28 protein-coding genes are annotated in these 23,261 nt (G+C 64.7%); 18 read left to right on the plus strand and 10 right to left on the minus strand.

The features are described 5' to 3' along the window. Positions 1–99: 99 nt before the first annotated feature. On the plus strand, positions 100–645 hold the full coding sequence (locus tag P9236_RS16505; protein ID WP_278075704.1) for a YbhB/YbcL family Raf kinase inhibitor-like protein: 546 nt from the start codon (positions 100–102) through the stop codon (positions 643–645). 218 nt (positions 646–863) lie between these two features. On the opposite strand, the gene yghU is transcribed toward P9236_RS16505, so the two are convergent. Then, on the minus strand, positions 864–1,733 hold the full coding sequence (gene yghU / locus P9236_RS16510) for a glutathione-dependent disulfide-bond oxidoreductase (protein ID WP_278075705.1): 870 nt from the start codon (positions 1,731–1,733) through the stop codon (positions 864–866). 241 nt (positions 1,734–1,974) lie between these two features. Here yghU and P9236_RS16515 point away from each other — a divergent pair, with 241 nt between their 5' ends. Together P9236_RS16515 and P9236_RS16520 are read left to right on the plus strand one after the other, a co-directional pair. After that, positions 1,975–2,877: a S1C family serine protease gene (locus tag P9236_RS16515; RefSeq protein WP_278075706.1), complete on the plus strand. Its 903-nt coding sequence runs from the start codon at positions 1,975–1,977 to the stop codon at positions 2,875–2,877. A gap of 6 nt (positions 2,878–2,883) precedes the next feature. Then, positions 2,884–3,825 carry a LysR family transcriptional regulator gene (locus P9236_RS16520; protein WP_278075707.1) on the plus strand — a complete coding sequence of 314 codons (942 nt, stop codon included), beginning with the start codon at positions 2,884–2,886 and terminating at the stop codon, positions 3,823–3,825. Here P9236_RS16520 and P9236_RS16525 read toward each other — a convergent pair. The 3 genes from P9236_RS16525 to P9236_RS16535 form a co-directional block, all read right to left on the minus strand. After that, complete coding sequence (locus P9236_RS16525; protein WP_278075708.1) at positions 3,776–4,504, minus strand: SDR family oxidoreductase; 729 nt, start codon at positions 4,502–4,504, stop codon at positions 3,776–3,778. The genes P9236_RS16520 and P9236_RS16525 overlap by 50 nt on opposite strands. 126 nt (positions 4,505–4,630) lie before the next feature. After that, positions 4,631–5,062, minus strand: a complete 432-nt coding sequence (locus P9236_RS16530) for a type II toxin-antitoxin system VapC family toxin (protein ID WP_278075709.1) — start codon at positions 5,060–5,062, stop codon at positions 4,631–4,633. Positions 5,063–5,065: 3 nt separating this feature from the next. Continuing rightward, positions 5,066–5,260: a hypothetical protein gene (locus tag P9236_RS16535; protein ID WP_278075710.1), complete on the minus strand. Its 195-nt coding sequence runs from the start codon at positions 5,258–5,260 to the stop codon at positions 5,066–5,068. Between the two features lie 89 nt (positions 5,261–5,349). Here P9236_RS16535 and P9236_RS16540 point away from each other — a divergent pair, with 89 nt between their 5' ends. The 14 genes from P9236_RS16540 to P9236_RS16605 all read left to right on the plus strand — a co-directional run bounded on the left by P9236_RS16540 (position 5,350) and on the right by P9236_RS16605 (position 19,645). Continuing rightward, complete coding sequence (locus P9236_RS16540; RefSeq protein WP_278075711.1) at positions 5,350–5,949, plus strand: YdeI/OmpD-associated family protein; 600 nt, start codon at positions 5,350–5,352, stop codon at positions 5,947–5,949. A 345-nt stretch (positions 5,950–6,294) separates the two neighbouring features. Continuing rightward, a complete protein-coding gene (locus tag P9236_RS16545; RefSeq protein WP_278075712.1) occupies positions 6,295–7,668 on the plus strand; it encodes an adenylate/guanylate cyclase domain-containing protein in 1,374 nt (457 codons plus the stop codon). 202 nt (positions 7,669–7,870) lie between these two features. Next, the gene (locus tag P9236_RS16550; RefSeq protein WP_278075713.1) at positions 7,871–8,578 is read left to right on the plus strand and encodes an SDR family NAD(P)-dependent oxidoreductase; all 708 of its coding nucleotides are present in this window, start codon (positions 7,871–7,873) and stop codon (positions 8,576–8,578) included. 134 nt (positions 8,579–8,712) lie between these two features. Continuing rightward, the gene (locus P9236_RS16555) at positions 8,713–9,009 is read left to right on the plus strand and encodes a type II toxin-antitoxin system HigB family toxin (RefSeq protein WP_278075714.1); all 297 of its coding nucleotides are present in this window, start codon (positions 8,713–8,715) and stop codon (positions 9,007–9,009) included. After that, a complete protein-coding gene (locus tag P9236_RS16560; protein WP_278075874.1) occupies positions 9,009–9,425 on the plus strand; it encodes an XRE family transcriptional regulator in 417 nt (138 codons plus the stop codon). Before P9236_RS16555 ends, P9236_RS16560 begins: the two co-directional genes overlap by 1 nt. Positions 9,426–9,738: 313 nt before the next feature. After that, positions 9,739–10,947 carry an ABC transporter substrate-binding protein gene (locus tag P9236_RS16565; RefSeq protein ID WP_278075715.1) on the plus strand — a complete coding sequence of 403 codons (1,209 nt, stop codon included), beginning with the start codon at positions 9,739–9,741 and terminating at the stop codon, positions 10,945–10,947. Then, on the plus strand, positions 10,944–11,744 hold the full coding sequence (locus P9236_RS16570) for an ABC transporter ATP-binding protein (RefSeq protein ID WP_278075716.1): 801 nt from the start codon (positions 10,944–10,946) through the stop codon (positions 11,742–11,744). The genes P9236_RS16565 and P9236_RS16570 overlap by 4 nt, the downstream gene beginning before the upstream one ends. Further along, positions 11,737–12,441 carry an ABC transporter ATP-binding protein gene (locus P9236_RS16575; protein ID WP_278075717.1) on the plus strand — a complete coding sequence of 235 codons (705 nt, stop codon included), beginning with the start codon at positions 11,737–11,739 and terminating at the stop codon, positions 12,439–12,441. Before P9236_RS16570 ends, P9236_RS16575 begins: the two co-directional genes overlap by 8 nt. A 7-nt stretch (positions 12,442–12,448) precedes the next feature. Beyond that, entirely contained in the window at positions 12,449–13,336 is an 888-nt protein-coding gene (locus P9236_RS16580) for a branched-chain amino acid ABC transporter permease (RefSeq protein ID WP_278075718.1), read from the plus strand. 1 nt (position 13,337) lies between these two features. Then, positions 13,338–14,309, plus strand: a complete 972-nt coding sequence (locus P9236_RS16585) for a branched-chain amino acid ABC transporter permease (RefSeq protein ID WP_278075719.1) — start codon at positions 13,338–13,340, stop codon at positions 14,307–14,309. Between the two features lie 483 nt (positions 14,310–14,792). After that, the gene (locus tag P9236_RS16590) at positions 14,793–15,989 is read left to right on the plus strand and encodes a diaminopropionate ammonia-lyase (protein WP_278075720.1); all 1,197 of its coding nucleotides are present in this window, start codon (positions 14,793–14,795) and stop codon (positions 15,987–15,989) included. A gap of 271 nt (positions 15,990–16,260) precedes the next feature. Continuing rightward, positions 16,261–18,366, plus strand: a complete 2,106-nt coding sequence (locus tag P9236_RS16595) for an EAL domain-containing protein (RefSeq protein WP_278075721.1) — start codon at positions 16,261–16,263, stop codon at positions 18,364–18,366. Positions 18,367–18,454: 88 nt separating this feature from the next. Beyond that, positions 18,455–18,814 (plus strand): hypothetical protein, encoded by a 360-nt coding sequence (locus P9236_RS16600; protein WP_278075722.1) that lies wholly within the window; start codon positions 18,455–18,457, stop codon positions 18,812–18,814. A gap of 291 nt (positions 18,815–19,105) precedes the next feature. Then, on the plus strand, positions 19,106–19,645 hold the full coding sequence (locus tag P9236_RS16605) for a hypothetical protein (protein WP_278075723.1): 540 nt from the start codon (positions 19,106–19,108) through the stop codon (positions 19,643–19,645). 42 nt (positions 19,646–19,687) lie between these two features. Here the strand turns inward: P9236_RS16605 and P9236_RS16610 are convergent, their stop codons facing one another. From P9236_RS16610 to P9236_RS30860, 5 genes are all read right to left on the minus strand, one after another. Beyond that, complete coding sequence (locus P9236_RS16610) at positions 19,688–20,005, minus strand: plasmid stabilization protein (RefSeq protein ID WP_278075724.1); 318 nt, start codon at positions 20,003–20,005, stop codon at positions 19,688–19,690. Between the two features lie 51 nt (positions 20,006–20,056). Then, positions 20,057–20,254 (minus strand): hypothetical protein, encoded by a 198-nt coding sequence (locus P9236_RS16615; protein WP_278075725.1) that lies wholly within the window; start codon positions 20,252–20,254, stop codon positions 20,057–20,059. A 25-nt stretch (positions 20,255–20,279) separates the two neighbouring features. Beyond that, the gene (locus tag P9236_RS16620) at positions 20,280–20,525 is read right to left on the minus strand and encodes a hypothetical protein (protein WP_278075726.1); all 246 of its coding nucleotides are present in this window, start codon (positions 20,523–20,525) and stop codon (positions 20,280–20,282) included. A gap of 68 nt (positions 20,526–20,593) precedes the next feature. Beyond that, positions 20,594–21,286, minus strand: coding sequence for a hypothetical protein (locus P9236_RS16625; protein ID WP_278075727.1), 693 nt, complete (start codon positions 21,284–21,286; stop codon positions 20,594–20,596). Positions 21,287–21,314: 28 nt separating this feature from the next. After that, positions 21,315–21,530: a KGG domain-containing protein gene (locus P9236_RS30860; RefSeq protein ID WP_347405192.1), complete on the minus strand. Its 216-nt coding sequence runs from the start codon at positions 21,528–21,530 to the stop codon at positions 21,315–21,317. 424 nt (positions 21,531–21,954) lie between these two features. On the opposite strand from P9236_RS30860, the gene P9236_RS16635 reads away from it, so the two are divergent. Then, a complete protein-coding gene (locus P9236_RS16635) occupies positions 21,955–22,191 on the plus strand; it encodes a hypothetical protein (RefSeq protein WP_278075728.1) in 237 nt (78 codons plus the stop codon). A gap of 108 nt (positions 22,192–22,299) precedes the next feature. On the opposite strand, the gene P9236_RS16640 is transcribed toward P9236_RS16635, so the two are convergent. After that, positions 22,300–23,202: an alpha/beta hydrolase gene (locus P9236_RS16640; protein WP_278075729.1), complete on the minus strand. Its 903-nt coding sequence runs from the start codon at positions 23,200–23,202 to the stop codon at positions 22,300–22,302. Positions 23,203–23,261 lie beyond the last annotated feature (59 nt).

The following is a 23,261-nucleotide window of genomic DNA, read 5'->3' on the forward strand; positions in this document are numbered from 1 at the left end:
ATTGGCAGCTCCTGCGCCCCCGCCAGCCGTCACGCAAAGTTGCTCGGTTTAGCGCGGTCTTTCGGCTAGACTCCGTCATTTCAGCTAGGGAGAAGTGCCATGATCTTGCGCCTTGGCTTTACCGTGCTTGCCTTCGCTGCCCTCGCCACCCAGGCATCGGCCTTCGAGATCTCCAGCCCGTCGGTCTCCAACGGCAAATGGGACGCCAAATATCTCGGCGACAAGGCTGGATGCGGCGGCAAGAGCGTCTCGATCGCGCTTGCCTGGAAGGATCCGCCGGCCGGCACCAAGAGCTACGCGCTCACCATGTTCGATCCCGATGCCAACGGCGGCAAGGGGTTCTGGCATTGGCTCGCCTGGGACATCCCGGCGAGCGCCAAGGGCCTGGCCGAAGGCGTCGGCTCGAAGGGCGGCAAGCGCTTGCCCAAGGGCACGGTGTCTGGCGAAAGCGGTGTCGGCCGCGCCGGCTATTTCGGCCCATGCCCGCCGCCCGGCAGCGGCGCGCACCACTATGTGTTCACGCTCTACGCGCTGGGCGAAGCCAAGCTGCGCACGCCGGCAAATCCGTCGCCGGAGATGGTATCGGTCGCGGCGAAAAGCCAGGCGCTGGGCGAGGCGAGCGTGACGTATACCTATGGGAGATAGCGAGGCGCTGGCGACAGCTAATCTCCCCCTTGCGGGCCCAAGTGGGGGAGATGCCCGGCAGGGCAGAGGGGGTGTGAAGGAACGCGACGTAGCGGACCTGACGACTCTAGCCTATCGAAGCGATGCAGGGACTGGATGATAGGCTGGCGGGGCAGCACCCCCCTCTGGCCTGCCGGCCATCTCCCCCGCAAGGGGGGGAGATCAGCAGCTTCAACGCCTCACTCCGCCGCTTGCAGCTTGTCCTGCGTCTTCGTCTCGAAGTCGCTGGCGTCGTGGCGCTCGTGCAGCTGGTAGGCCGGGTCGCCGGAGATGCGGTTGACCATGCGGCCGCGCTTTACCGCCGGCCTGGCGTCGATCGCGTCGGCCCAGCGCTGCACGTGCTTGTACTCATGCACGGAGAGGAACTGCGCGGCGTCGTTGTAGTTGCGGCCCTTGGCCAGCCCGCCATACCAGGGCCAGACCGCCATGTCGGCGATGGTGTAGTCGGGGCCGGCAAGGTATTCGCTCTCGGCCAGCCGCCGGTCGAGCACGTCCATCTGCCGCTTGGTCTCCATGGCGAAACGGTCGATGGCATATTCGATCTTTTCCGGCGCATAGGCGTAGAAATGGCCAAAGCCGCCGCCGAGATAGGGTGCCGAGCCCATCTGCCAGAATAGCCACGAGAAGGTTTCCGCGCGGGCGGCACGCTCCGTCGGCAGGAACTCGCCGAATTTTTCGGCGAGATAGGTGAGGATCGAACCGGATTCGAATACGCGCACCGGCTTCGGCTCGCTGCGGTCCATCAGCGCCGGGATCTTCGAGTTCGGATTGACCTCGACGAAGCCTGAGCCGAACTGGTCGCCGTCATTGATGCGGATCAGCCAGGCGTCGTATTCGGCGCCCTTGTGGCCGCACGCCAGAAGCTCCTCCAGCATGATCGTGACCTTCTGGCCGTTGGGCGTGGCCAGCGAATAGAGCTGTAGCGGATGCTTGCCGACCGGCAGTTCCTTCTCATGTGTCGGCCCGGCCACCGGCCGGTTGATCGAGGCGAAGGCGCCGCCATTCGGCTTGTTCCAGGTCCAGACTTTCGGCGGAGTGTACTGGTTCATCTCGGAGGCCCTGTTCTGCGGGGGTGGATGCGGGTTCGTTGGCGCAAGATTTAGGTGCGGCTGCGCGCGCGTCAAAGAAAAAAGTTCAATTTTCGTTGAACTAACGACTGGGCCAGCCTCTTCCCTTCTCCCTTGTGGGCTCGCTCCCTTGTGGGCTCGCAAGGGGAGAAGGGAAGATACCCTTGCACATCGCCCCTTTGGCCATACCTATAGAAAAAGACCCGCAATGCAGGATCGACCGATGACCATCGAAAAAGTCTCGCGCTCCGTCGTGGCCGTGCGCGCCACGGTTCCGGACGACGCCTTCACCGCCAATGCGCTGGGTACCCGCCGCGAGGGCAGCGGCGTGGTGATCCGTGACAACGGGCTGGTGCTCACCATCGGTTATCTGATCACCGAAGCCGAGGAGGTCTGGCTGACCGACCAGGATGGCCGCGTGGTCGCCGCGCATGCGCTGGCCTATGATCAGGAGACGGGCTTCGGCCTGGTGCAGGCGCTGTCGCCGCTCGGCCTGCCGGCGGTGAAGTTCGGCAACGCCAGGAAGGCCAATATCGGCGACGCCGTGACGCTTGCCGACGGCATCGGCCAGCAGGTCGACGCCCATATCGTGACCAAGCAGGAATTCGCCGGCTACTGGGAATATCTGATCGACGAGGCGATCTTCACCGCGCCGGCGCATCCGTCGTGGGGTGGTGCCGGGCTGTTCGACCGCGACGGCAAGCTGCTCGGCGTCGGCTCGCTGCGCCTGCAGATGAGCCGCGCCGGCGAGGTCGCCGACATCAACATGATCGTGCCGATCGACCTGCTGACGCCGATCCTCGACGATCTTGTGAAGCGCGGCCAGGTGGCGAAGCCCGCGCGCCCGTGGCTCGGCGCTTTCTCGGCCGAGTCGAACGGCATGGTGGTTGTGATGAGCGTCGCCGAGGGCGGCCCGGCCGAGCAAGCGGGCCTGCGCCAGGGCGACATCATCTCCGATGTGCGCGACGGCGAGGTCGACGGTCTCGCCGACTTCTACCGCAAGCTCTGGCAGAACCCGGCCGGCGCGGAAATTCCGCTGCGTGTCGTGCGCGACGGCCGCGAGACCTGGCTCAGGGTGAAATCCGCCGACCGCAACTCCTTCCTCAAGAAGCCGCAGCTGCAGTAACGCCGCATGCACCCGAGGCTGCTGAAGACCTTTCTCGCGGTCGCGCGCACCCGCAACGTCACGCGCGCTGCCGCCGAGGTCAACCTCGCGCAGTCGAGCGTCAGCGACCAGATCCAGGCGCTGGAGACCGAGCTTGGCGCGAGCCTGTTTACGCGCTCGCGGCAAGGGCTTGGTCTGACGCCGGCCGGCGAGGCGCTGAAACCCTACGCCGAGGAATTGCTGGCGCTCGCCGACGAGGCGCGGGCGGCCCTCGACGCGACCGGGAGCGAGACGGCCGGCAGCCTGTCTATCGGCGCGCTGGAGACGATCGCTTCTGCAAGGCTTGCCGGCTGGCTCGCGGACTTTCAGGCTGTTCATCCGGGCATCGACATCAAGCTGAAGATCGCCGGCAGCGGCGAATTGCTCCGCCGGCTCGGCGACGGCGAGATCGACGTCGCCTTCTGCTTCGACCGGCCAGGCGCCGGCGAGCCGGGCGCGCGCTTCGCCAGACGCGTCGTCGCGGCCGAGCCGCTGGTGCTGATCGCGCCGCCCGGCGAGAACCGGACGGAAGTCGATCTGGCCGAGCTTGCCGAAAAACGCTTCGTCGCCACCGAGACCGGGTGCGTCTACCGCGTCATGGTCGACAGGGCTTTCGCCGAAGCGGGCCTCGGCGGGCCGAAACTGGCTGTGGAAGCCGGCAGCATCGACGCCATTGCCGGCCTGGTGGCGGCCGGCGCGGGTCTCGGCGTCGTGCCGCGCCTGGCGGTCGTAGCGGCGCTCCACCGCGGCGAGGTCGCCGAGCTCGCCTGGCCAGGCCCTGTCCGCTCCGCCGAGCTGGTGATGATCTGGCGGCGCCGGCGCGTGCAGCCGCCGGCGCTGAAGGCGCTGCTTGCAGCGATAGGAGAGAATTTCGAGCCGGTCAGATCAGCCGGTGCCCGCCCTCGACATGCAGCGTCGTTCCCGTCGTGAAGCCGTTGCCCATCAGGAAGCAAAGCGCATCGGCAATGTCTTGCGGCCGTCCGACGCGGCCGGCCGGCAGCCGCTTGGCCATGGCGGCAAGGGTTTCGTCCTTCGCGTCGCCGGCGACGAACTGCCAGATCGGCGTGTCGACCCAGCCGGGCGAGACGGCGTTGACGCGGATCGGCGCCAGCTCGACGGCCAGAGCCCGCACCAGTCCTTCGAGCCCGGCGTTGACCGCGGCGACCACCGAGCCGCGCGCCGCCGGCCGGTAGGCGGCAATGCCCGAGACGAAGGTGAGCGAACCCGTCGCCGAAAGCCACGGCGCGCCGTGCTTGGCCAGGAGCAGCGGCCCGTAGAGCTTGCTCTCCACCACACGCTGCGCCGCTTCCAGCTCGATCTCCGGCAGCAGCTGGTAGGCGCCTTCGATGTCGGCCGCGGTGCTGACGATATGGTCGAGCCGCCCGATGCGCTCAAACAGCGCCGCGACCTCGGCTTTGCGGCTGATGTCGGCAACCGCCGTTTCGAGCTTTGCCGGCCGGTTGAGCTCGTCCCGCGCGGCGTTCAGCTTCGCTTCGCCGCGCCCGGCGATGACGACCGCGGCGCCTTCGTCGATCAAGCGCCTGGCAAGCGCCAGCCCCATGCCCGAGCCGCCGCCGACGATCAGGATTTTTCGATTGTCCATGTCCATGCCTTTCCTCTGCATGGACGCTGAGGTGGCAGGCGAGAGGGCGAAACGGAAACGGAAGAAACCGATAGTGTCATCGGAAAGTCCGATGGTGTTGCGGTTCAGCCCGCCATCCATCGAGTCCTTTATTCAGCAGTCTGCGATCTGCAGGTAGTTCGGTGCGGAGAACCCGCGCATCACATGATCCCGCGTCATGATCGGAATTTTGCGCACCCGGGCGGTGGCGATTAGATAGCAGTCACCAGGGTCTTTGTGGCCTGTTGCCGTCACTACTGCGGCCGCCTCTATCGCGATACGCTGTTTGATCGGAACGATTTTCGCAGCGGTCGCCTCGATCGCGGCCGAGAACCAACGGGCGGGCGAATTGGCACCGAGATCAGGCGGAGCTTTGTGGGCAGGCTTCCGCGCAGCAATAGCCAATTCCCAGGCGGTGACCGGCGACACATAGAGCGTGCCGGCGTCTTGATTCTCGCCGATCATCACCAGCGCGTCGTTGGAAAGTGGCTCGACACCACTCACTAGCCAATAGAGTACGTGAGTGTCGAGCAGGATGCCCGGCACTTATCAGCCTTTGGCCGCGTGTTTCAGTGTCTGCGGCTTGCCTTTGAGGGCTTGCTCCGCGATAGGCTTCGTCAAGTCCACGCTCTTCTTGATCGCGAACTTGCTACCCTTCAGGGACTGAGCGCCGCGGACGGTCACAAACTTGCCCGTCTTCGCGTTGCGGACCGTCACGGTCGATGCTGTGCTTGTCTTTGCCATACGCCCTATATAGCCACTTTTACGCAATTCGACGAGAGGCAGAGATATATTCGGAAACCAACAATGTCTAAGGCGAAGAGACTTCTTTGATGGCACCCATCAAAGTCGATCCGGACAAGGTTCGCGAGTTCCCTGATGCCGAGAGCTTCTACGCCTGGCTGGCCGACAATCACGCCAGCGAAAGCGAGGTCTGGATCAAGGTTCACAAGGTGGGTTCGGGTCTTGCCTCGATCACGCCGAAGGAGGCGATCGACGTCGTGCTCTGCTTCGGCTGGATCGACGCGGTGCGCAAGTCGCTCGACGAGAAGAGCTTCCTGCAGCGCTACACGCCGCGCGGCAGGAAGAGCATCTGGAGCAGGATCAACATCGACAATGTCGCCCGCCTGATCGAGGAGGGCCGCATGACGAAGCATGGCCTCAAGCAGGTCGAGGCGGCCAAGGCCGATGGGCGATGGGACCGCGCCTACGGCGGGTCGAAAGAGACGACCATCCCGCCCGACCTGCAGGCGGCGATCGATGCCGAGCCGGAGGCGAAGGCGATGCTGGCAAAGCTTTCCGCCCAGAACCGCTTCGCGCTCGCCTTCCGCACCCACAACATGAAGACCGAAGCAGGGCGCAAGAAGAAGATCGCCGACCTGGTGGCCATGCTGATGCGGGGCGAGACGATCCACCCGCAGAAGAAGAAATAGGGCGGAGCTACAGGCTTGCGCCCGCCAGCAGAACCCCGAAGCCGGCGAGTCGAGCCTGCGGGCGGCTGCGCTGTGGCATCTTTTTGAGCGCGGGCGCTTGCGAGCCGAAGAAATAGGCGCTCATGATGCCAGGCAAAAACGCCGCCCGAACGGGACGGCGTTTTTGCGGGAAGCGAGTGGAGTGCGGCTTTCGGCCGACCCCGGACGGGACTATCGGACTCGACCATGGCATCCAGGCCATTGCTGGGCTAATGTCGTCCGAACGAGGCTAAAACGGCGTCCGGCTGATAGACCTGTTGTCAGCTACCGGCATCCGGCGCCGCTCGCACTGGAAGATCGGTTCCGATGCCTACGTTGCTATCGCTGCCTGACGACATATTGATCAAATCGGCGAGTGGAGAATCTGTCCTCGAAGCCGCTCGCCGGGCTAATGTGCCGATCGCCTGCGCTTGCGGCGGCAAGGCCAAGTGCTCTACCTGCCGGATCTGGATTCTCGACGGTGCGGACGGCTGCCCGGAGCGCACCGCGCTGGAGCGCGCGCTGGTGGAGCGATTGGGGCTGAGCGACAACGTACGGCTGGCATGCCAGCTCCGACCTGCCTCCGACATCACCTTCCGCAGGCTCGTCCTCGACGAGACCGACCTGCGAATGACCAGTCAGTTGCTGCCGCACCGGTCCACCAGTGCGGGCGAGCTGAAGTCGGTCGTCATCTTCTTCAGCGACGTAGCCGGGTTCACCCACTTCTCCGAAACGTTGACGCCTTACGACGTCATGTATCTGCTCAATCGCTATTTCACTCAGGTCGCCGAAGTGATCGAGCTGAACGATGGCTACATCGACAAGTTCGTCGGCGACGGGCTCATGGCGATATTTGGCGTGGAAGGCCAAGACGATGCGCCGGTGCGCGCCGTCAATGCGGCCCTGCAGACACTTGCCACGGTCGATCGGCTGAAGCCCTTCTTTGCCTCTATGTACGGCATCGACTTCGATATTCGCATCGGGTTGCATCTGGGTGAAGCCGTGATCGGCTCGGTCGGATCACCCGGCAACGAGCGCCTGACGGCTATAGGCGATGCGGTCAATGTGGCAAGCCGCGTCGAAACAGCCAACAAGGAGGCCGGAACCCGCCTGCTGATTTCCGAGACGCTCTATGAACGGGTCAAGGATGAGGTTGAAATATCTGATTTCATTCGGGTGCGTCTGCGCGGCACCTCCGACCGAATTTCGCTGTACGAGATAAAGAAGCTGAAAGTTGAAGCCGAGCGCCGGCTGAACGAAAGAGGCGCGCGCGAGACCATGCAGCTGGGCGGCAAGACGTGGCACCGGACGGTCTCAACGAGCGAACTGAAGGAGGGCGACCACAAAGTCATCGAGTTCCAGGCGCTTTATGTCGTGATTTTGCGCAGAGGCGGGCGCGTCCATGCCTTTAACAATGCCTGCCCGCATTTGAAGTTGCCGTTCTTCGAAAGCACCTCGCGAGCCAACGGCCATGCAGGACGGGCGAGCACTTTGGACGAGGACGGCACGCTGGTGTGTCGCTGGCATCACAGCGGATTCGATCTGGATACAGGCGAAATCGTGAAGTGGTGCGAGGCGCTCAATGAGGACGGAACTTCGGCCGGCATGGAGATCCTCGGCGATATTTCGAAGAACCGGGCTCCGTTGCGTCTCATTCCGTGCCGCGAGGAGGACGGCTACATCTGGGTCGGTCTCGATTGAACGGACCGCCGGATCGTCCCCGCTCTGCTGTCGGACTGACCAGTAGAAGTCTTCCAACCCGTTCGGAATTATGACTCGGTTCCAAGCGTCAGATTTTAACCATTCCATTCATGAGCCGCATCGCGCAATGACTGCCAATTCTGCGCTCTAATCGGTGGGCGCGATCGATGCCATCTTGCAGTCGACACAAGGAGCAGCGCGGATGACCAACACCAAAAATCATTCCGGCAAGGTGGCGCTCGTTACCGGCGGCAATCGCGGCATCGGGTTGGAGACGGCCCGCCAGCTCGCCGGGCTCGGCTTCAACGTGCTCATCGGCGTGCGCGACCTCGCCAAGGGCGAGGCGGCGGCAAGCAAGCTCGGCGGCAAGGTCGAGGCGATCGCGCTGGATGTCGCGGCGCCCGACGCCGCCGCCCGTGCCGTGGCCGAAGTCGAGCGCCGCTTCGGCCGGCTCGACGTTCTGGTCAACAACGCCGCCATCCACTACGACCCGTCCGCGCGGGCGTTGAAACCCGACTGGAGCGTGATTCGCGAGGCTTTCGAGACCAACGTCTTCGGCGCCTGGCGTGTCGCTGCCGCCTTCGCGCCGCTGCTCGGCGCCTCCGGCCACGGCCGGCTGGTCAACGTCTCGTCCGAAGGCGGCTCGCTCGCCTCGATGGGCGCCGGCGCGCCGGCCTATTCGACCAGCAAGGCGACGCTCAACGCGCTGACCCGCATCCTTTCGGCCGAGCTGCGCGGCTCGGGCGTCTTGGTCAATTCGGTCTGCCCCGGCTGGGTCGCGACCGACATGGGCGGGGCGGGCGGACGTCCCGTCGCGCAAGGTGCGGCCGGCATCGTCTGGGCGGCGACCTTGCCGGACGACGGCCCGACGGGCGGCTTCTTCCGCGACGGCAAGCGGCTACGGTGGTGAGCAGGCGTCAATGAAGTTGACCGGCGATTGGGCAAAATTCGCGAAATTCTAAGAAGCCCGAAACCTAACGGGTATTTTCCCAATTTGGGTAATAATCCCCTTGTTCCCAGTTTGGGAAATGGCTATATGGATGCATGCAAATCGTCAGCAGGAAAACGCTCGTCACCTTTTGGACGAAGCACCCGCAATCCAAAGCGCCGCTGACTGCTTGGTTCAACGCAGCGAGCAAGGTCGAGTGGAGGGGGCCACCTGACATCAAGCAACAATTCGGCGCGAACGTCGATTTCCTGGCTGACAACCGTGTGGTGTTCGACATTGCCGGCAATAAGTACCGGCTGATTGTACTTGTCAGCTACACGTTCAAGAGGGTGCTCATCAAATTCGTCGGCACCCACGCCGAGTACGACAAGATTGACGCGGAGAAAGTATGATGGACAACATTCGACCCATTAAGACCGAAGCCGATTACGATTGGGCGATTGCGGAGATCACTCGCTATTTTGACAACGAGCCCGTTCCCGGCACGCCTGATGCTGATCGTTTCGATGTTCTCGCTGAACTCATCGAAGCCTATGAGGCGAGGCACTATCCCATTGAGGAAACCGACCCGGTGGACGCGATCACCGCTCATATGGAGATGGCCAATCTCGGTAGGCAATCGCTGGTAAAGCTGCTCGGGTCGGCGTCACGTGCATCTGAGATTCTAGCTCGCAAGCGAGCGCTGACGATGGATATGGCTTTCAAGCTCAACCGCGAGTGGCATATTCCCGCGGAAATCCTGATCGTCCCTTACCATTTGGCCGATCAGGGCAATAAAAACGACAAGAAAGCCGCGGCTCGCGCTTAACCTTTCTTCCGGCCTGGGGCGACTGCCTATTGCGTCGTTTCCTGCACCGGATCGATCCAAAGCGGCATTGCTGTTGCACGCGCCGCTGCCGCGTCATCTGCCCATGCAGCATGCTACGAAAATAGCATTCTCGACCCGCGAATGGTGATGCTAGGCTCGCGCCCGCGCACCCCAGGCACATGGGCGGCGTGGTCTCGCAGAAGAGGAGTGGCAGGCGGGATCGAGGCTCCAAATCCAAAATCCGGACCGAACTGTTGAACCATTGCGAGGCCCGCCGCGTTTCCCGTGGTTGGCCACAAGGGAGGAACCACCAGTGAAAGCATCCTATCTCGTCTCGGCCGCGCTCATTGCGGCATCCGCAATGCCGGCGGCGGCCGGCGAAATTTCCGACGGCAAGGTCAAGATCGGTATCCTCAACGACCAGTCGGGCGTCTATGCCGATTTCGGCGGCAAATGGTCGGTCGAGGCCGCCAAGATGGCGGTCGAGGATTTCGGCGGCAAGGTGCAGGGCGCGCCGATCGAGATCGTCAGCGCCGACCACCAGAACAAGCCGGACATCGCCTCCAACATCGCGCGCCAGTGGTACGACACCGAGCAGGTCGACGCGATCATGGAGCTCACCACCTCGTCCGTGGCGCTCGCCGTCCAGGGGCTTTCCAAGGAAAAGAAGAAGATCGACATCGTCACCGGCGCCGCTTCGACGGATCTGACCGGCAAGCAATGCTCGCCCTACGGCTTCCACTGGGCCTATGACACGCATTCCCAGGCGGTCGGCACCGGCGGCGCGCTGGTGCAGCAGGGCGGCGACAGCTGGTATTTCATCACCGTCGACTACGCCTTCGGCTATTCGCTGAAGGAGCAGACCGCCAAGCTGGTCGAATCGAGCGGCGGCAAGGTGCTGGGCGAGGTGCGTTATCCGCTTGGCTCCACCGACTATTCCTCCTTCCTGCTGCAGGCGCAGTCCTCCGGCGCCAAGATCATCGGGCTCGCCAATGCCGGCCTCGACACCTCCAATTCGATCAAGCAGGCGGCCGAGTTCGGCATCGTTGCCGGCGGCCAGCGGCTGGCGGCGCTTCTGTTCACGCTGGCCGAAGTGCATGGCCTCGGCCTGCAGGCGGCGCAGGGCGTCGTGCTCACCGAAGGCTATTACTGGGACCGTGACGACGTCAGCCGCGATTTCGCGCAGAAGTTCTTCAAGCGCACCAACCGCATGCCCAACATGATTCAGGCCGGCACCTATTCGGCGGTGACGCAGTATCTGAAGGCCATCGACAAGGCCGGCACCGACGAGACCGAGGCCGTGGCCAAGCAACTGCACGAGATGCCGGTCAACGACGTGTTCACCGTCAACGGCAAGGTCCAGGCCGACGGCTCCATGGTGCACGACATGTATCTCTACCAGGTCAAGAAGCCGGAAGAGTCGAAGAAGGACTGGGATTACTACACCTATCTGGCGACCATTCCCGGCGACAAGGCGTTCATGAAGGCCGAGGAAAGCGGCTGTCCGCTCGTCACCAAGTGACGCTCGAAACCGCAACGGCCGTCCGGCCGGACGGCGGCGAAGAGATACCGCGGGTGGTGCTTTCCGCCCGCGGCCTGCGGCGCGACTTCGCCGGTTTCGTCGCGGTGAAGGATGTCGACCTCGACGTCCATCACGCCAGGATTCATGCGCTCATCGGCCCGAACGGCGCCGGCAAGACCACCATCTTCAACCTGCTGACCAAATTCCTGCAGCCGACCAGCGGCACGATCGAGCTGCTCGGCACCGACATCACCCGCACGCCGCCGGCGAAAGTGGCACGCATGGGCCTTGTCCGCTCCTTCCAGATCTCGGCGATCTTCCCGCACCTGACCGTCCTCGACAATGTGCGCGTGGCGCTGCAGCGCCCGGGCGGTCTGGGCTATCAGTTCTGGCGTCCGGTCTCGGCGCTGGACCGGCTCACGCCGAGGGCGCGCGAACTGCTCGCCATCGTCGGGTTGGACGATGCCGCGCACCGGCAGGCCGGCGATCTCTCCTATGGCAGGAAGCGCGTGCTGGAGATCGCCACGACGCTGGCGCTCGATCCGAAGGTGCTTCTGCTCGATGAGCCTATGGCCGGCATGGGGCACGAGGATGTCGGCATGATCTCCGGCATCATCCGCTCGCTCGCCAAGGACCGCGCCGTGCTGATGGTCGAGCACAACCTCACCGTCGTAGCCGATCTTTGCGACTGGATCACCGTCATGCAGCGCGGCCAGGTGCTCGCCGCCGGTGACTACGCCACCGTCAGCCAGGACGAGCGCGTGCGCGTCGCCTACATGGGGACCGAGCATGAGTGAGCCGTTGCTGGCCGTGCGTGATCTGCATGCCTGGTACGGCGAGGGCCACGCGCTGCACGGCGTCAACCTGGAAGTCCAGCGCGGCGAGACGGTGACGCTGCTCGGCCGCAACGGCGTCGGCAAGACGACGACGCTGCGCGCCATCATGGGCCTGATCCGCAAGCGCACCGGCTCCGTCACTTTCAACGGCAGGGACATCATCCGCCTGCCGCTCCACCGCGTCGCGCATCAGGGCATCGGCTTCGTGCCGGAGGAGCGCGGCATCTTCGCGACGCTCACCGTCGACGAGAACCTGATCCTGCCGCCGGTGGTGGCCAAGGGCGGCATGGGCGTGGAGGAGATCTTCGAGCTTTTCCCCAATCTCAAGGAGCGCCGCAACAGCCAGGGCACGAAGTTGTCCGGCGGCGAGCAGCAGATGCTGGCAATCGCCCGCATTCTTCGCACCGGCGTCGAGATGCTTTTGCTCGACGAGCCGACCGAGGGACTGGCGCCCGTCATCGTGCAGCGCATCGGCGAATTGCTGGCGACGTTGAAAAAGCGCGGCATGACGATCCTTCTGATCGAGCAGAATTTTCGCTTCGCCGCCCGCATCGCCGACCGCTTCTATCTGATGGACCACGGCAAGGTGGTGGAGGGCTTTCCGGTCGGGCAGCTTTCCGCGCATACCGAGAAACTGCACGAGGTGCTGGGGGTATGATCGCCAAATGACCATGATCTTCGGCATCCCCATCCAGGCCCTTCTCGGCCAGCTCCTTGTCGGCCTCATCAACGGCTCCTTCTATGCCATGCTCAGCCTCGGCCTCGCCGTCATCTTCGGCCTGCTGCGCATCATCAATTTCGCTCACGGCGCGCTCTATATGCTCGGCGCCTTCATCGGCTATCTGCTGCTCGTTCATTTGGGCATCGGCTACTGGCCGGCGCTGATCATCGTGCCTTTGGCCGTCGGCCTGTTCGGTATCGTGGTGGAGCGTCTTGCGCTATCCAGGCTCTACCGACTCGACCCCCTCTACGGCCTGCTCTTCACCTTCGGCCTGGCGCTCGTCATCGAAGGCGTGTTCCGCTACTACTACGGCGTCTCCGGCAACCCCTATGCCGTGCCGACGCTGCTTGCCGGCGGCACCAATCTCGGCTTCATGTTCCTGCCCAACTATCGCGGCTGGGTGGTGGTGGCCTCGCTCATCGTCTGCATCGGCACCTGGCTGCTGATCGAGAAGACACGGCTCGGCTCCTACCTGCGCGCCGCCACCGAGAACCCCGAACTGGTGCAGGCCTTCGGCGTCAACGTGCCGCTCTTGCTCACGCTCACCTACGGGCTGGGTGCGGCGCTGGCGGGCCTGGCCGGCATCCTCGCCGCGCCCGTCTACCAGGTCAGCCCGCTGATGGGCTCGGACCTCATCATCGTCGTCTTCGCCGTCGTCGTGGTCGGCGGCATGGGCTCGATCTTAGGGGCCATCGTCACCGGCTACATGCTCGGCCTCGCCGAGGGCCTGACCAAGGTCTTTTATCCCGAGGCCTCCAACCTCGTCGTCTTCGTCATCATGGCGATCGTGCTGCTGCTTCGGCCCGCCGGCCTGTTCGGAAGGGATGCCTGACATGAGCGAGGCGACCCTTCACGAAGCGCGCGCCGCCGCCTCCATGCGGCTGGAAAGGGCTCTGGTGGCCCTGGGCATAGCGGCGCTCCTCGCGGCGCCTTTCGTCATCTACCCGATCTTTGTGATGAAGATGCTGTGCTTCGCGCTATTCGCCTGCGCCTTCAACCTGCTCCTGGGTTACACCGGGCTGCTCTCTTTCGGCCACGCCGCCTTCTTCGGCGGCGCCGCCTATTTCTGCGCCTATGCGGTAAAGGCCTGGGGCTGGCCGCCCGAGGCCGGCATCCTGCTGGGCACGGCGGGCGCGGCGGCAATGGGCCTCGTCGTCGGCTTCCTCGCCATCCGCCGGCAGGGCATCTATTTCTCGATGATCACGCTGGCGATGGCGCAGATGTTTTACTTTTTCTGCGTGCAAGCGCCGTTCACCGAAGGCGAGGACGGCATCCAGGGGGTGCCGCGCGGCCATCTCTTCGGCGTCGTCGATCTTAGCGTCACCATAAACATCTATTTCTTCGTGCTCGCCGTCTTCCTGATCGGCGTCTTCGCCATCTGGCGCATCGTCCACTCGCCCTTCGGCATGATCCTGCGCTCCATTCGCGAAAACGAGAACCGCGCCATTTCGCTGGGCTATTCGGTCGGCCGCTACAAGCTCGCAGCCTTCGTCATGTCGGCGGCCCTTGCCGGCCTCGCCGGCGCGCTGAAGGCGATCGTCTTCCAGTTCGCCACCCTCACCGACGTCACCTGGCAGATGTCGGGCGAGGTGATCCTGATGACGCTGCTCGGCGGCATCGGCACCATGGTCGGCCCCGTGGTCGGCGCCGGCCTCGTCGTCGGGCTGGAGAACACGCTTGCCACTTCCGGCTTCCCGGTGACCATCGCCACCGGCCTGATCTTCATGGTCTGCGTGCTGATTTTCAGGCGAGGAATCGTGGGGGAGGTCTATGCGCGGTGGCTGGGGCGAGCGAAGGGCGGGTGAGTTTGCAGGGCCTCTCAACTTCGTCATCCACGGGCGGAGCGGGCGCGAAGCGGACGCGCAGACCCGAGGATCCATGCCGTGACATCGGCCAAAGGATGCCGCGATGGAAGAAATAGCGTCCAGGGCTGCCGACAATCGAGTTCTGCATCGTCGCAACGCGTCGAAGTAACGGCATGGATTCTAGGGTCTGCGCGCGTCGCTTCGCTCCTTGCTCCGTCCTAGAATGACGAAGGCCAGGAGCCTCACCTAGCGGCACTTCCAGCCCCACCTTCACCCGGTCCATCGCCACAAATGTCCGGAACCGCACGCCGCCGGACCAAATATCACCAAAAATAGTCAAATTCGCGGATCGAGTCGTTCCGAAGCGAACATTCGGCGACATCCAATCGAAACAAACTTCAATCACTTAGCCAATTAAAGCATCCAGAATCGCGCCGGAATTGCGCCAGCCAAGAGAGTTCAGTGCCTCGCAGGAAGACTAGCATGCTGCTGCTCAACCAACGTCCCGAACACAACCAGCCGTTGGTTGCCGCCGATGCGGAGTCCCTCGGCACGACCGGCGGCGCGCGGGCGGAGCATTACCTCAAGGCGCGCGACAACCATGCGGAAACACCGCTGCACGCCTTGCCGGCATTGGCCGACGAGCTCGGCATCGCGGCGCTTCATGTCAAGGACGAGGGTCAGCGTCTCGGCCTTGGCAGCTTCAAGGCGCTGGGCGGCGCCTATGCCGTCATCCGGCTCGTGCTGGAGGAAGCGGGCAAGTGGCTCGGTCGCGATGTCGACGTCAGCGAGATAAACGACGCCGAAGTGCGCCAGATCGCGTCCAGCATGATCTTCGTCTGCGCCACCGACGGCAATCACGGCCGCTCGGTGGCGCAGGGCGCCGGCCTGGTCGGCGCGCGCTCGGTCATCTACGTCCATGCCGGCGTAAGCCGCGAGCGCGTCGCGGCCATCGCCCGCTTCGGCGCCGAGATCGTAGAGGTCGAGGGCGGCTATGATCATGCGGTGCGCGAAGTGGCCCGCGTCGGCGCCGAGCGTGGCTGGAAGATCGTCTCCAACACGTCCTGGCTGGGCTACGAGCGCATCCCCGGTCTCGTCATGCAGGGCTATACGGTGATCGTGCGCGAGGCGCTGCGGCATCTGGCCGAACCGCCCACGCATGTCTTTCTCCAGGCCGGCGTCGGCGGCTTCGCGGCGGCGATTGCCGGCCATATGGCAATTCTGCTCGGCGAGCGGCGGCCGAAGGCCGTGGTGGTCGAGCCGAGGCGCTCGGCCTGCGTCTACGCCTCGGCCGAGGCCGGACGTCCCGTGACGATCGCACAGCAGCAGTCGACGGTGATGGCGATGCTCGAATGCGCCGAGCCGTCCCTGGTCGCCTGGCGCGTGCTGGCCCGTGTCGGCGATGCCTTCATGACGGTGGAAGAGGCGGATGCGGTCGCGGTGATGAAGCGGCTGGCGCGGCCCCTTGGCAACGATCCGGCGATCGTCTCCGGCGAGAGCGGCGGGGCGGGGCTCGCCGGCCTGATCCGCGCCGCCGGCGACAGGCGCATGCGCGCGGCACTCGGCCTCGACGCCCGTTCGCGCGTGCTGGTCATCAACTCGGAAGGCGCGACCGATCCCGGCCGCTACGCCGAGCTGGTCGGCGTGGCGCCGGAGCATGTGTTGCTGCAGCCGGCCTGAACGGCAACTCCGCGCCGCTGCACAACCCGGCCTATGACTTCAACGACGAAGGCCTGCTCCACGGCGCGCGTTTTCATGCTGCGGTGGTGAGGAGACGGTTGGCGGTGGGGTGAGCCGGTCAAGGAGATTGTGGGCGTCGGCGCGAGGCACCCCCCTCTGTCCTGCCGGACATCTCCCCCTCAAGGAGGGAGATTGGCAGCTTCGCCCTAGTAACCCTTTCTTCTTTCGTTCCGTGCACAATGGTCCGACGGGGACGGAAGAAAACCAGGGCATGGCGCAAGACAAGACACGCAAGGGCGAATTCTGGGCGCTGGCGCTCGATCGCGCCCAGCTTGGCCTTTGGGACTGGAACCTCGCGACCGGCGATTGCTACTATTCGCCGACCTGGTGGAGGATGCTGGGCTATGCCGAGGACGAGCTCGCCAACACGTCCGATCTCTGGCTGAAGCTCACCCATCCCGAGGACCGCGAGCGGGCGCTGGCGAGCGGCGACCGTCACATTGCCGGCCTCGTCGACTCCATCGAGACGGAGCTGCGCCTGAAGCACAAGGACGGCCATTGGGTCTGGGTGCTCGACCGCGGCGGTATCGTCGAGCGCGACGCCGAGGGCAAGCCGCTGCGGCTGATGGGCGTGCAGACCGACATTACGAAGCAGAAAGAGGCAGAGGCCGCGCTGGAGCAGGTCAATGTCCGCTTTCGTCTCGCGCTCGCCGCCAGCGGCACCGGCATCTGGCACTACGACATCGGCACCAACAAGAGCTATTGGGACGCGCGCACCAGGGAGATCTTCGGCTTGGTCAGCGACACCGACGAGGTGACGGCCGATCTCTGGCACACCTATCTCCACCCGGACGACAAGGAGGCCACCGAGCGCGCCCACCTGCCGCCGCCCGGTTCGGAAAGCGTTACCGCCACGCAGTACCGCATCGTGCGGCGCGACGGCGTGGTCCGCCATGTCGAGTCGCTGGTGCGCTTCATCGCCGCCGCCGGTTCGGCCGGACAGATCCTCGGCACCGTGCGCGACATCACCGACGAGAAGAAGCGCGCCGAGGAGCTCGCCTACGCCGCCCACCACGACGCGCTGACCGGGTTGTGGAATCGCGCGGCCTTCGACCGGCTGCTGGCCGAGAACATCGGCGCCGTGAACCGGTTACCGCTCGCCGTCTTCTATGTCGACCTCGACTACTTCAAGGCGCTCAACGACTATGCCGGCCATGCCGCGGGCGATATCGCGCTGAAAAGCGTCGCCGCCGGCATCCGCGCCAGCCTGCCGCCCTCCGGGCATGCCGCGCGTCTCGGCGGCGACGAGTTCGCGCTGCTGGTGCCGAACTGCGACGACGCCTGCGCCGAGCGGCTCGCCCGCGCCGTGCTCGCCGCCGTGCGCGACGCCGACCTTGGCCCGGCCGTGACCTCCCGCAGGCTGGCGGCCAGCATCGGCATCGCCTTCGTGCGCGATCCCGGGATGACGGTGGCCGACGCGCTGGCCTGCGCCGACGATGCCTGCTACGCGGCCAAGGCTGGCGGGCGCGACCGTTTCGCGGTGTTCGCGCCCGAGACGGCCTCGGGCTCCGGCGGCCTCAATGCCGCGCGGCTTGCCGCCAAGCTGGTCGACGCGATGGAGGACAACCGGCTGAAGCTGTTCGGCCAGGAGATCCATCGCCTGGGCAGGCCATGGGAAGAGAGCCGCCACGTCGAGGTGCTGGCGCGGCTCGAAGGCCGCAACGGCAAGCTGATCCCGCCGGGCGAGTTCATGCCGGTGGCCGAGCGCTTCGGCCTTGCCGCCCGGCTCGACCGCTGGATCATCCGCACGGCGCTGTCGCGCCATGGCAAGGCAATGCTCTCCGGCGCCATCTCGCTCGGCTTCAACCTGTCGGCGCAGACGCTCTCCGATCCGCAGCTTTGGGATTTCGTCGACCAGGCCATGGCCGAGAGCGGCGCGCCGCCGTCGGCCATCGGCTTCGAGATCACGGAGACAGCCGCCGTCACCAATTTCGACGCCGCGGAAGAATTCGTGCGCAAGGCCAGGCTGCGCCGTTGCCGCGTCAGCCTCGACGATTTCGGCGCCGGCATGAGCTCCTTCGAATATCTCAGGCGCTTCCCCGTCGACGCCATCAAGATCGACGGCTCCTTCATCGAGCACATCGCCAACAGCCGCTTCGACCGCGAGATCGTCTCGGCGATCACCGGCATCGCTCGCTCGACGGGCTGCGCGGTCGTCGCCGAAAAGGTGGAAGAAAAAAGCGCCCTGGAGATACTCATCGGCATGGGCGTCACCTATGGCCAGGGCTATTTCCTGCACCGGCCCGAGCCGCTGGAGGCGATCGTGGCGCGAGCCGCGCCCGAAAGGCCGCGCGCCAGGGTGGGCGGCATAAAATAAGCGACTGCTAAAATTGCGATCACTCGCTTAAGCGCACCGTAATCCGCCGGGGCAATGATCCGCACCTGAAACAGGATCGGAGCGACTGATGAAAAACCTTCCCTTGCTGGCGGCGACCGCGATCGGCCTGCTCGGCATCTGTGCGGCGCAGCCGTCATATGCGGATTCGGACAATGGCGGCCAGGTGTCGGCGGCTGCGACCGAGGATGACGGCGACCAGATCACCACCACCAGCGTCGACGGCGACCACGAAGCCACCGACAATGACGAGACCGACCATCAGGGCGACGGCGTCGAGTCGGGCTCGCATGAGGGCGACCAGGGCGACGACGAGGACGGCGATCACCAGGGCGAAGATCACGACGGCGACCACAGCGGCGGCCATGATGGTGGCAGTGATAGCGGTGGTCACGACGGCGGCGGCGACAGCGGCGGGGGCGACGACTGATTGAGCGTCAATCTTCCCCGATAGGACGACCATCACTCCTGGAGCAATTCCAGTAAAAGTGGAAACGGTCGGGCTCGGCGACTTCGCCGTACCCGCCCGTCCGGAATTGCGTAAAAACAAGGAAATAGAGCGGGTTGCCGTTTCCGTGAAACGGTGACCCGCTCTAGGAAATTCTTAGGATTGTTGGGCTACTGCCTTGCCGAACCGGCTTTTTGCTTTGCTCAAGGCATGATGTCTTGGCTCGACTATCCGGCGTCCGTTCCATGATGGGCGGGCGCCGTCGAGGCCGCCATGTCTTCACCCTTCGCGCTGAACAACGTCGCTCTTCTGACCCTGCAACGGCAGCGCCAGACGCCGGCGCCGAAATCGATCGCGGATGGTCTCGTCTCGAGCATCAATCGCAGCGCCGAACCCGACGGCGCCGGCTCGCCACTAATCCAGGCGCAGGCCAAAATCTCCCGATCCATGTTCAGCGTGAACAGCCTCAACGTCACGGCGACGAAAGTCCGGCTGATGGAGCGGGCAGGCAAGGAGTTCGGCATCGACCAGGACGACTACGAGTCCGTGGCGTCCTACGGTTCGGCCGTCAAGCATGCTGTCGAGGCCCTGAAACGGCAGTCTCCCGCCGCGATCGCCGAAATCGAAAGGCAGCTCGGCCTCGACCAGCTTGGCGTTTCGCTCGAAACGCTGCTCAACGCGATCGTCGATCCGCAAGGCGGCAGCGCCGGCAGGCTGGACGCCGCGCTGGAAAAGTATCTGGGTGAGGCTGCCGAAGGGAATGCCGCCTCGCTCCAGCCGGACGAAATTGGGCTCTACGGGGATGATAGCTGATCTCCCCCACAACGGGGGAGAACATCAGCTCCGGCGTCCGCGTCAATGATGCGCGTGGCTCTCATTGCGCTTGCGCGTCGCCGCGGCTTTCTTGGCTGAAGCCGAGCGCTCGGCCGCCGGGCGTTCTCCGGCAGCCTTGCCGCCCATGCGGCCGCCCTTGTGCGCGGCCGGATTGCCGGTGTGCTTGCCGCGGCCGGAGCCGCCTTCCTTCTTGCCGCCGGCATCGTCCTTGTTCACGGTCGCCCAGGCGCGCCGCTCGGCTTCCTTCTCGGACACGCCGCGCTTCTCATAGCCCTCGGCGATGTGGTCGGCCTTGCGTTCCTGTTTGTCGGTGTATTTCGATTTGTCTCCGCGTGGCATTTTCTTCTCCTGTTGCGCTGAGTGATGCTCAAGGTGTGAAAACCAGGGATCCTAGGAGCCTTTCTTCTTGGCGACGTCGCCCAAGTCGGATCGCTCGGGATCCTTGTTGTTCTCGCCGGCTGCATCGCGATCCTCGTCTGGATTATCCTTGGCCGGCAGGTAGCCGGGCGGGCGGTTCTCTTCCGGGCCTTCCCAGCGCGGCCACTGGTCGGACGTTCCCGGTGATCCCTTCTTCGGTGAATTGCTCATTTTTGCCTCTCTTTCCGCAGCGCGATCAGCCCTCGGCCTTCATGGTGCGCGCGATCCTCAAAAGCTCGTCACGGTCGTGCCCGTGCTCACGGATCAGCTCGCGCGCCTGCCTCGGCGAGAGGTCGCTGTTCTCGGCCAGGAACCGAACATCCGGGTCTTCCCCGCCCTTGGTCGGCAATTGGTCGGACGACGGCGAATGACTTGACAACCTGCCCGACGATGGCGAGTGACCGGCGCCCGGTCGGTTCGGAAGTTCTTTCCTGTGCATCATTTTTCTCCTTCCGCTATTGGACCAACCCTCGGGCCGGGGAGTTGTTCCGTTCGCCGGACCAGCTCCGCTTACTTGGGATGCCGCTCACGCTTCGAGGCGGCCTTCTTGCGGCGCAACACCTCGTCGGTTCCGACGATATTCTTCGAGCCCCCGGTGATGGCGGTGGACACGACCGCAGGCGGATCGCTGGCCGGGAAACTGTCCTCCAGGCCGGACTGAAGCTGCTCCTCCAGCGTCGCCGGAACCTCCGACCGCCCTTGCGTGCGGCGGTTTTCGATCTCCTCCAGATCATGCTTGGCATCAGGATGTTCGCGCACATTGCGCAGCGTCGAGGTGACGAGCTCGACCGCGAACTCCTTCAGCGCATCGGCATCCGGCGCGGCGACGGCGGTTTCCTCGATGAGGCGCAGAAGCGATGCCTCGAGCTTGTCCAGCTCCTTCATGCCCTGGCGGCGCTCCAGCGTCTGCGCCAGTGCATTGATCAGCAGCGGAGCGAAGATCGAATAGGCATGCATACGTGTCTCGTCGACGCGCTCGGGATGAAGTGTGCGCACGGACATGGGTGCCTCCGTTGAAACATCCTCCTGGCGGCGGCGGCCGCCGGGTGTTTTAGGAACCGGGGGGAGGGGAAGAAGTTCCAATCGCTTGGGGCGGGAGGCTTGGAGCGGCAGCGCAGCTGCGAACGGAAACCGCTGCGCGCGTTCCGGGAATTGCTGAAGAGGCGGCGCACCCGCGAAGGGATCGCGGGAACGCAGCTTCATTATCGGCTGGCCGCCCTTGCGGCCCGGGTCAGGACTGGCCGCCCTTGCGGCCGGCTTCCGAGGCACGCCGGCGGTCTTCGGCGAAATTGCCGCTGCCGCCCCTGTGCTGACCAGCGCTCTGCTGACGCATGTTGCGGTCCTCGGCCTGCTGTTGGCCGCTGCGGCGATGCTGGTCGTCGCGGTTCTTGTGGCTCTGCTGGCCGGCCCTGACATGCTGTTCGTGAGTTCCGCCTTGATTAGGCATATCTACTGCTCCATTGGTTGGGGATTGGTCTTCGGGGTGAATTCAAGGAGATCTGAACTCCTTGAGTAAGGAGAACCGATGCCCGCGATCGATGTTCCCCCGCGAAATATTTCGTGAATCCTGCACCCCAGGGCGCTGGCGCGAAGTCTTGCATGCGCCGGCCGATCGGCATGGGCGTTTGTGCGCGGGGGCCACGGTCCGAACGGCCCCTACGACTGAAGTCCGAGCGGCCCGCGCATTGGGCCGTTGACGGCAACCAAAGCAAAAGCTTTGAGTTGGTGAGCGGTCGTCGATGGATTCTCCTCCGTCGTCGGCATTTTGGGTGCCCGCCATTTCCGCGCAAAGGCGGGCGCCCAATACCGTCGGAACCCAAAAATCATCGGACAAGGAAGCCGCTTTGCCGGTTTCGAAAGCGAGACGACGTTTGACTTTCATTTCTGCCAAGCCCCAACTCCGAGAGCCTGAAAGCCACCCCGCAAACGACAATCATCTCTCCGCTCTCGCCGACACCTCGATCCTCCAACTCATCAATGATGATGATGACGACGTTGCCGACATAGCCAGGCGCGCCGAGCGTCTGGGCAATGCCGTGGTGATCGTGATGGCGCTCTGCCTGATCGTCGCGCCGGCGATCTATCTCGCCCTGGCCTACGCGCTTTAGGGCGTGATTCCGAACCAGAGGTCAGCGAGCGCAAAAAGTGGGAACTGGCTTTCGGACAAGATCATGTGCCGACAAAAAGCTAGATCAGGACGACGGTTCAACCAAACGTCATGCTGATCTGGCCGGCAGCAGAAAATCGTTGAGCATGGCGGCTGTCTCGCCGGGCAATTCCTCGGGAAAGAAATGACCGCCGGGAACCGCGCCGCCCCGCACATCGTCCGCCCACTCTCGCCACAGGGCCAGCGGGCCGCCTTCGGCCGCATACCATTCGGAGAGCGCGCCGTGCCCGCTCCAGAGCACCAGCAGCGGGCAGGCGATCCGCCGGGCGGCTGACCGGTCGGCAAGGTCATGCTCGCGGTCGAGCGTCGCCGCCGCCCGGTATTCCTCGCAGATGGCATGGATATGGACCGGGTCGCGCAAGGCCTCGACGTAAGCCTGCCTTACCGCGGCCGGGAACACGTCGGGCGAGGAGCCCCAGCCTTCCAGGGCGTTGTCGACGATCGCATCGGCGGCCGCCGCCATGACCTTCTCCGGCAGCGGCTCGGGCTGCGCCAGCAGCGACCACGGCCAGTAGCCGAGCGCCAGGCGGGCGTCGGCCCGGTCCCAGGCATCGGCGGTTACGATGATGTCGAGCACGGCGAGTTTCTCGACGCGGTCGGGATGGTCGAGCGCCAGCCGATAGGCGACGCGCCCGCCACGATCGTGCCCGGCAACCATGAACCGGGAAAAGCCGAGCTTCGTCATCAGCATCGCAAGGTCGGCGGCCATGGCGCGCTTGGCGTAGGGAGCGTGATCCGGACTGGACGGCGGGCAGCCGCTTTTTCCGTAGCCGCGCAGGTCCGCGCAGACGACGCTGAAGCGGTCGACCAGCTTGGGCGCCACGTCGCGCCACATCAGATGCGTTTCCGGGAAGCCATGCAGCAGGAGCAGCCCCGGCCCGCTGCCGGCGCGGCGAATGAAAATCCGTGCCGCGCCCGTATCGATCTCGGCGATTTCAAACCCTTCGAACATGCTTTGCCTTTCCGGCATCGGAACAGCTCAGGCCAGGGATAGTTGCCGCGGCCGGAAAG

Origin of the sequence: Mesorhizobium sp. WSM4884 (assembly GCF_029625675.1) — a bacterium.
Classification (GTDB): domain Bacteria; phylum Pseudomonadota; class Alphaproteobacteria; order Rhizobiales; family Rhizobiaceae; genus Mesorhizobium.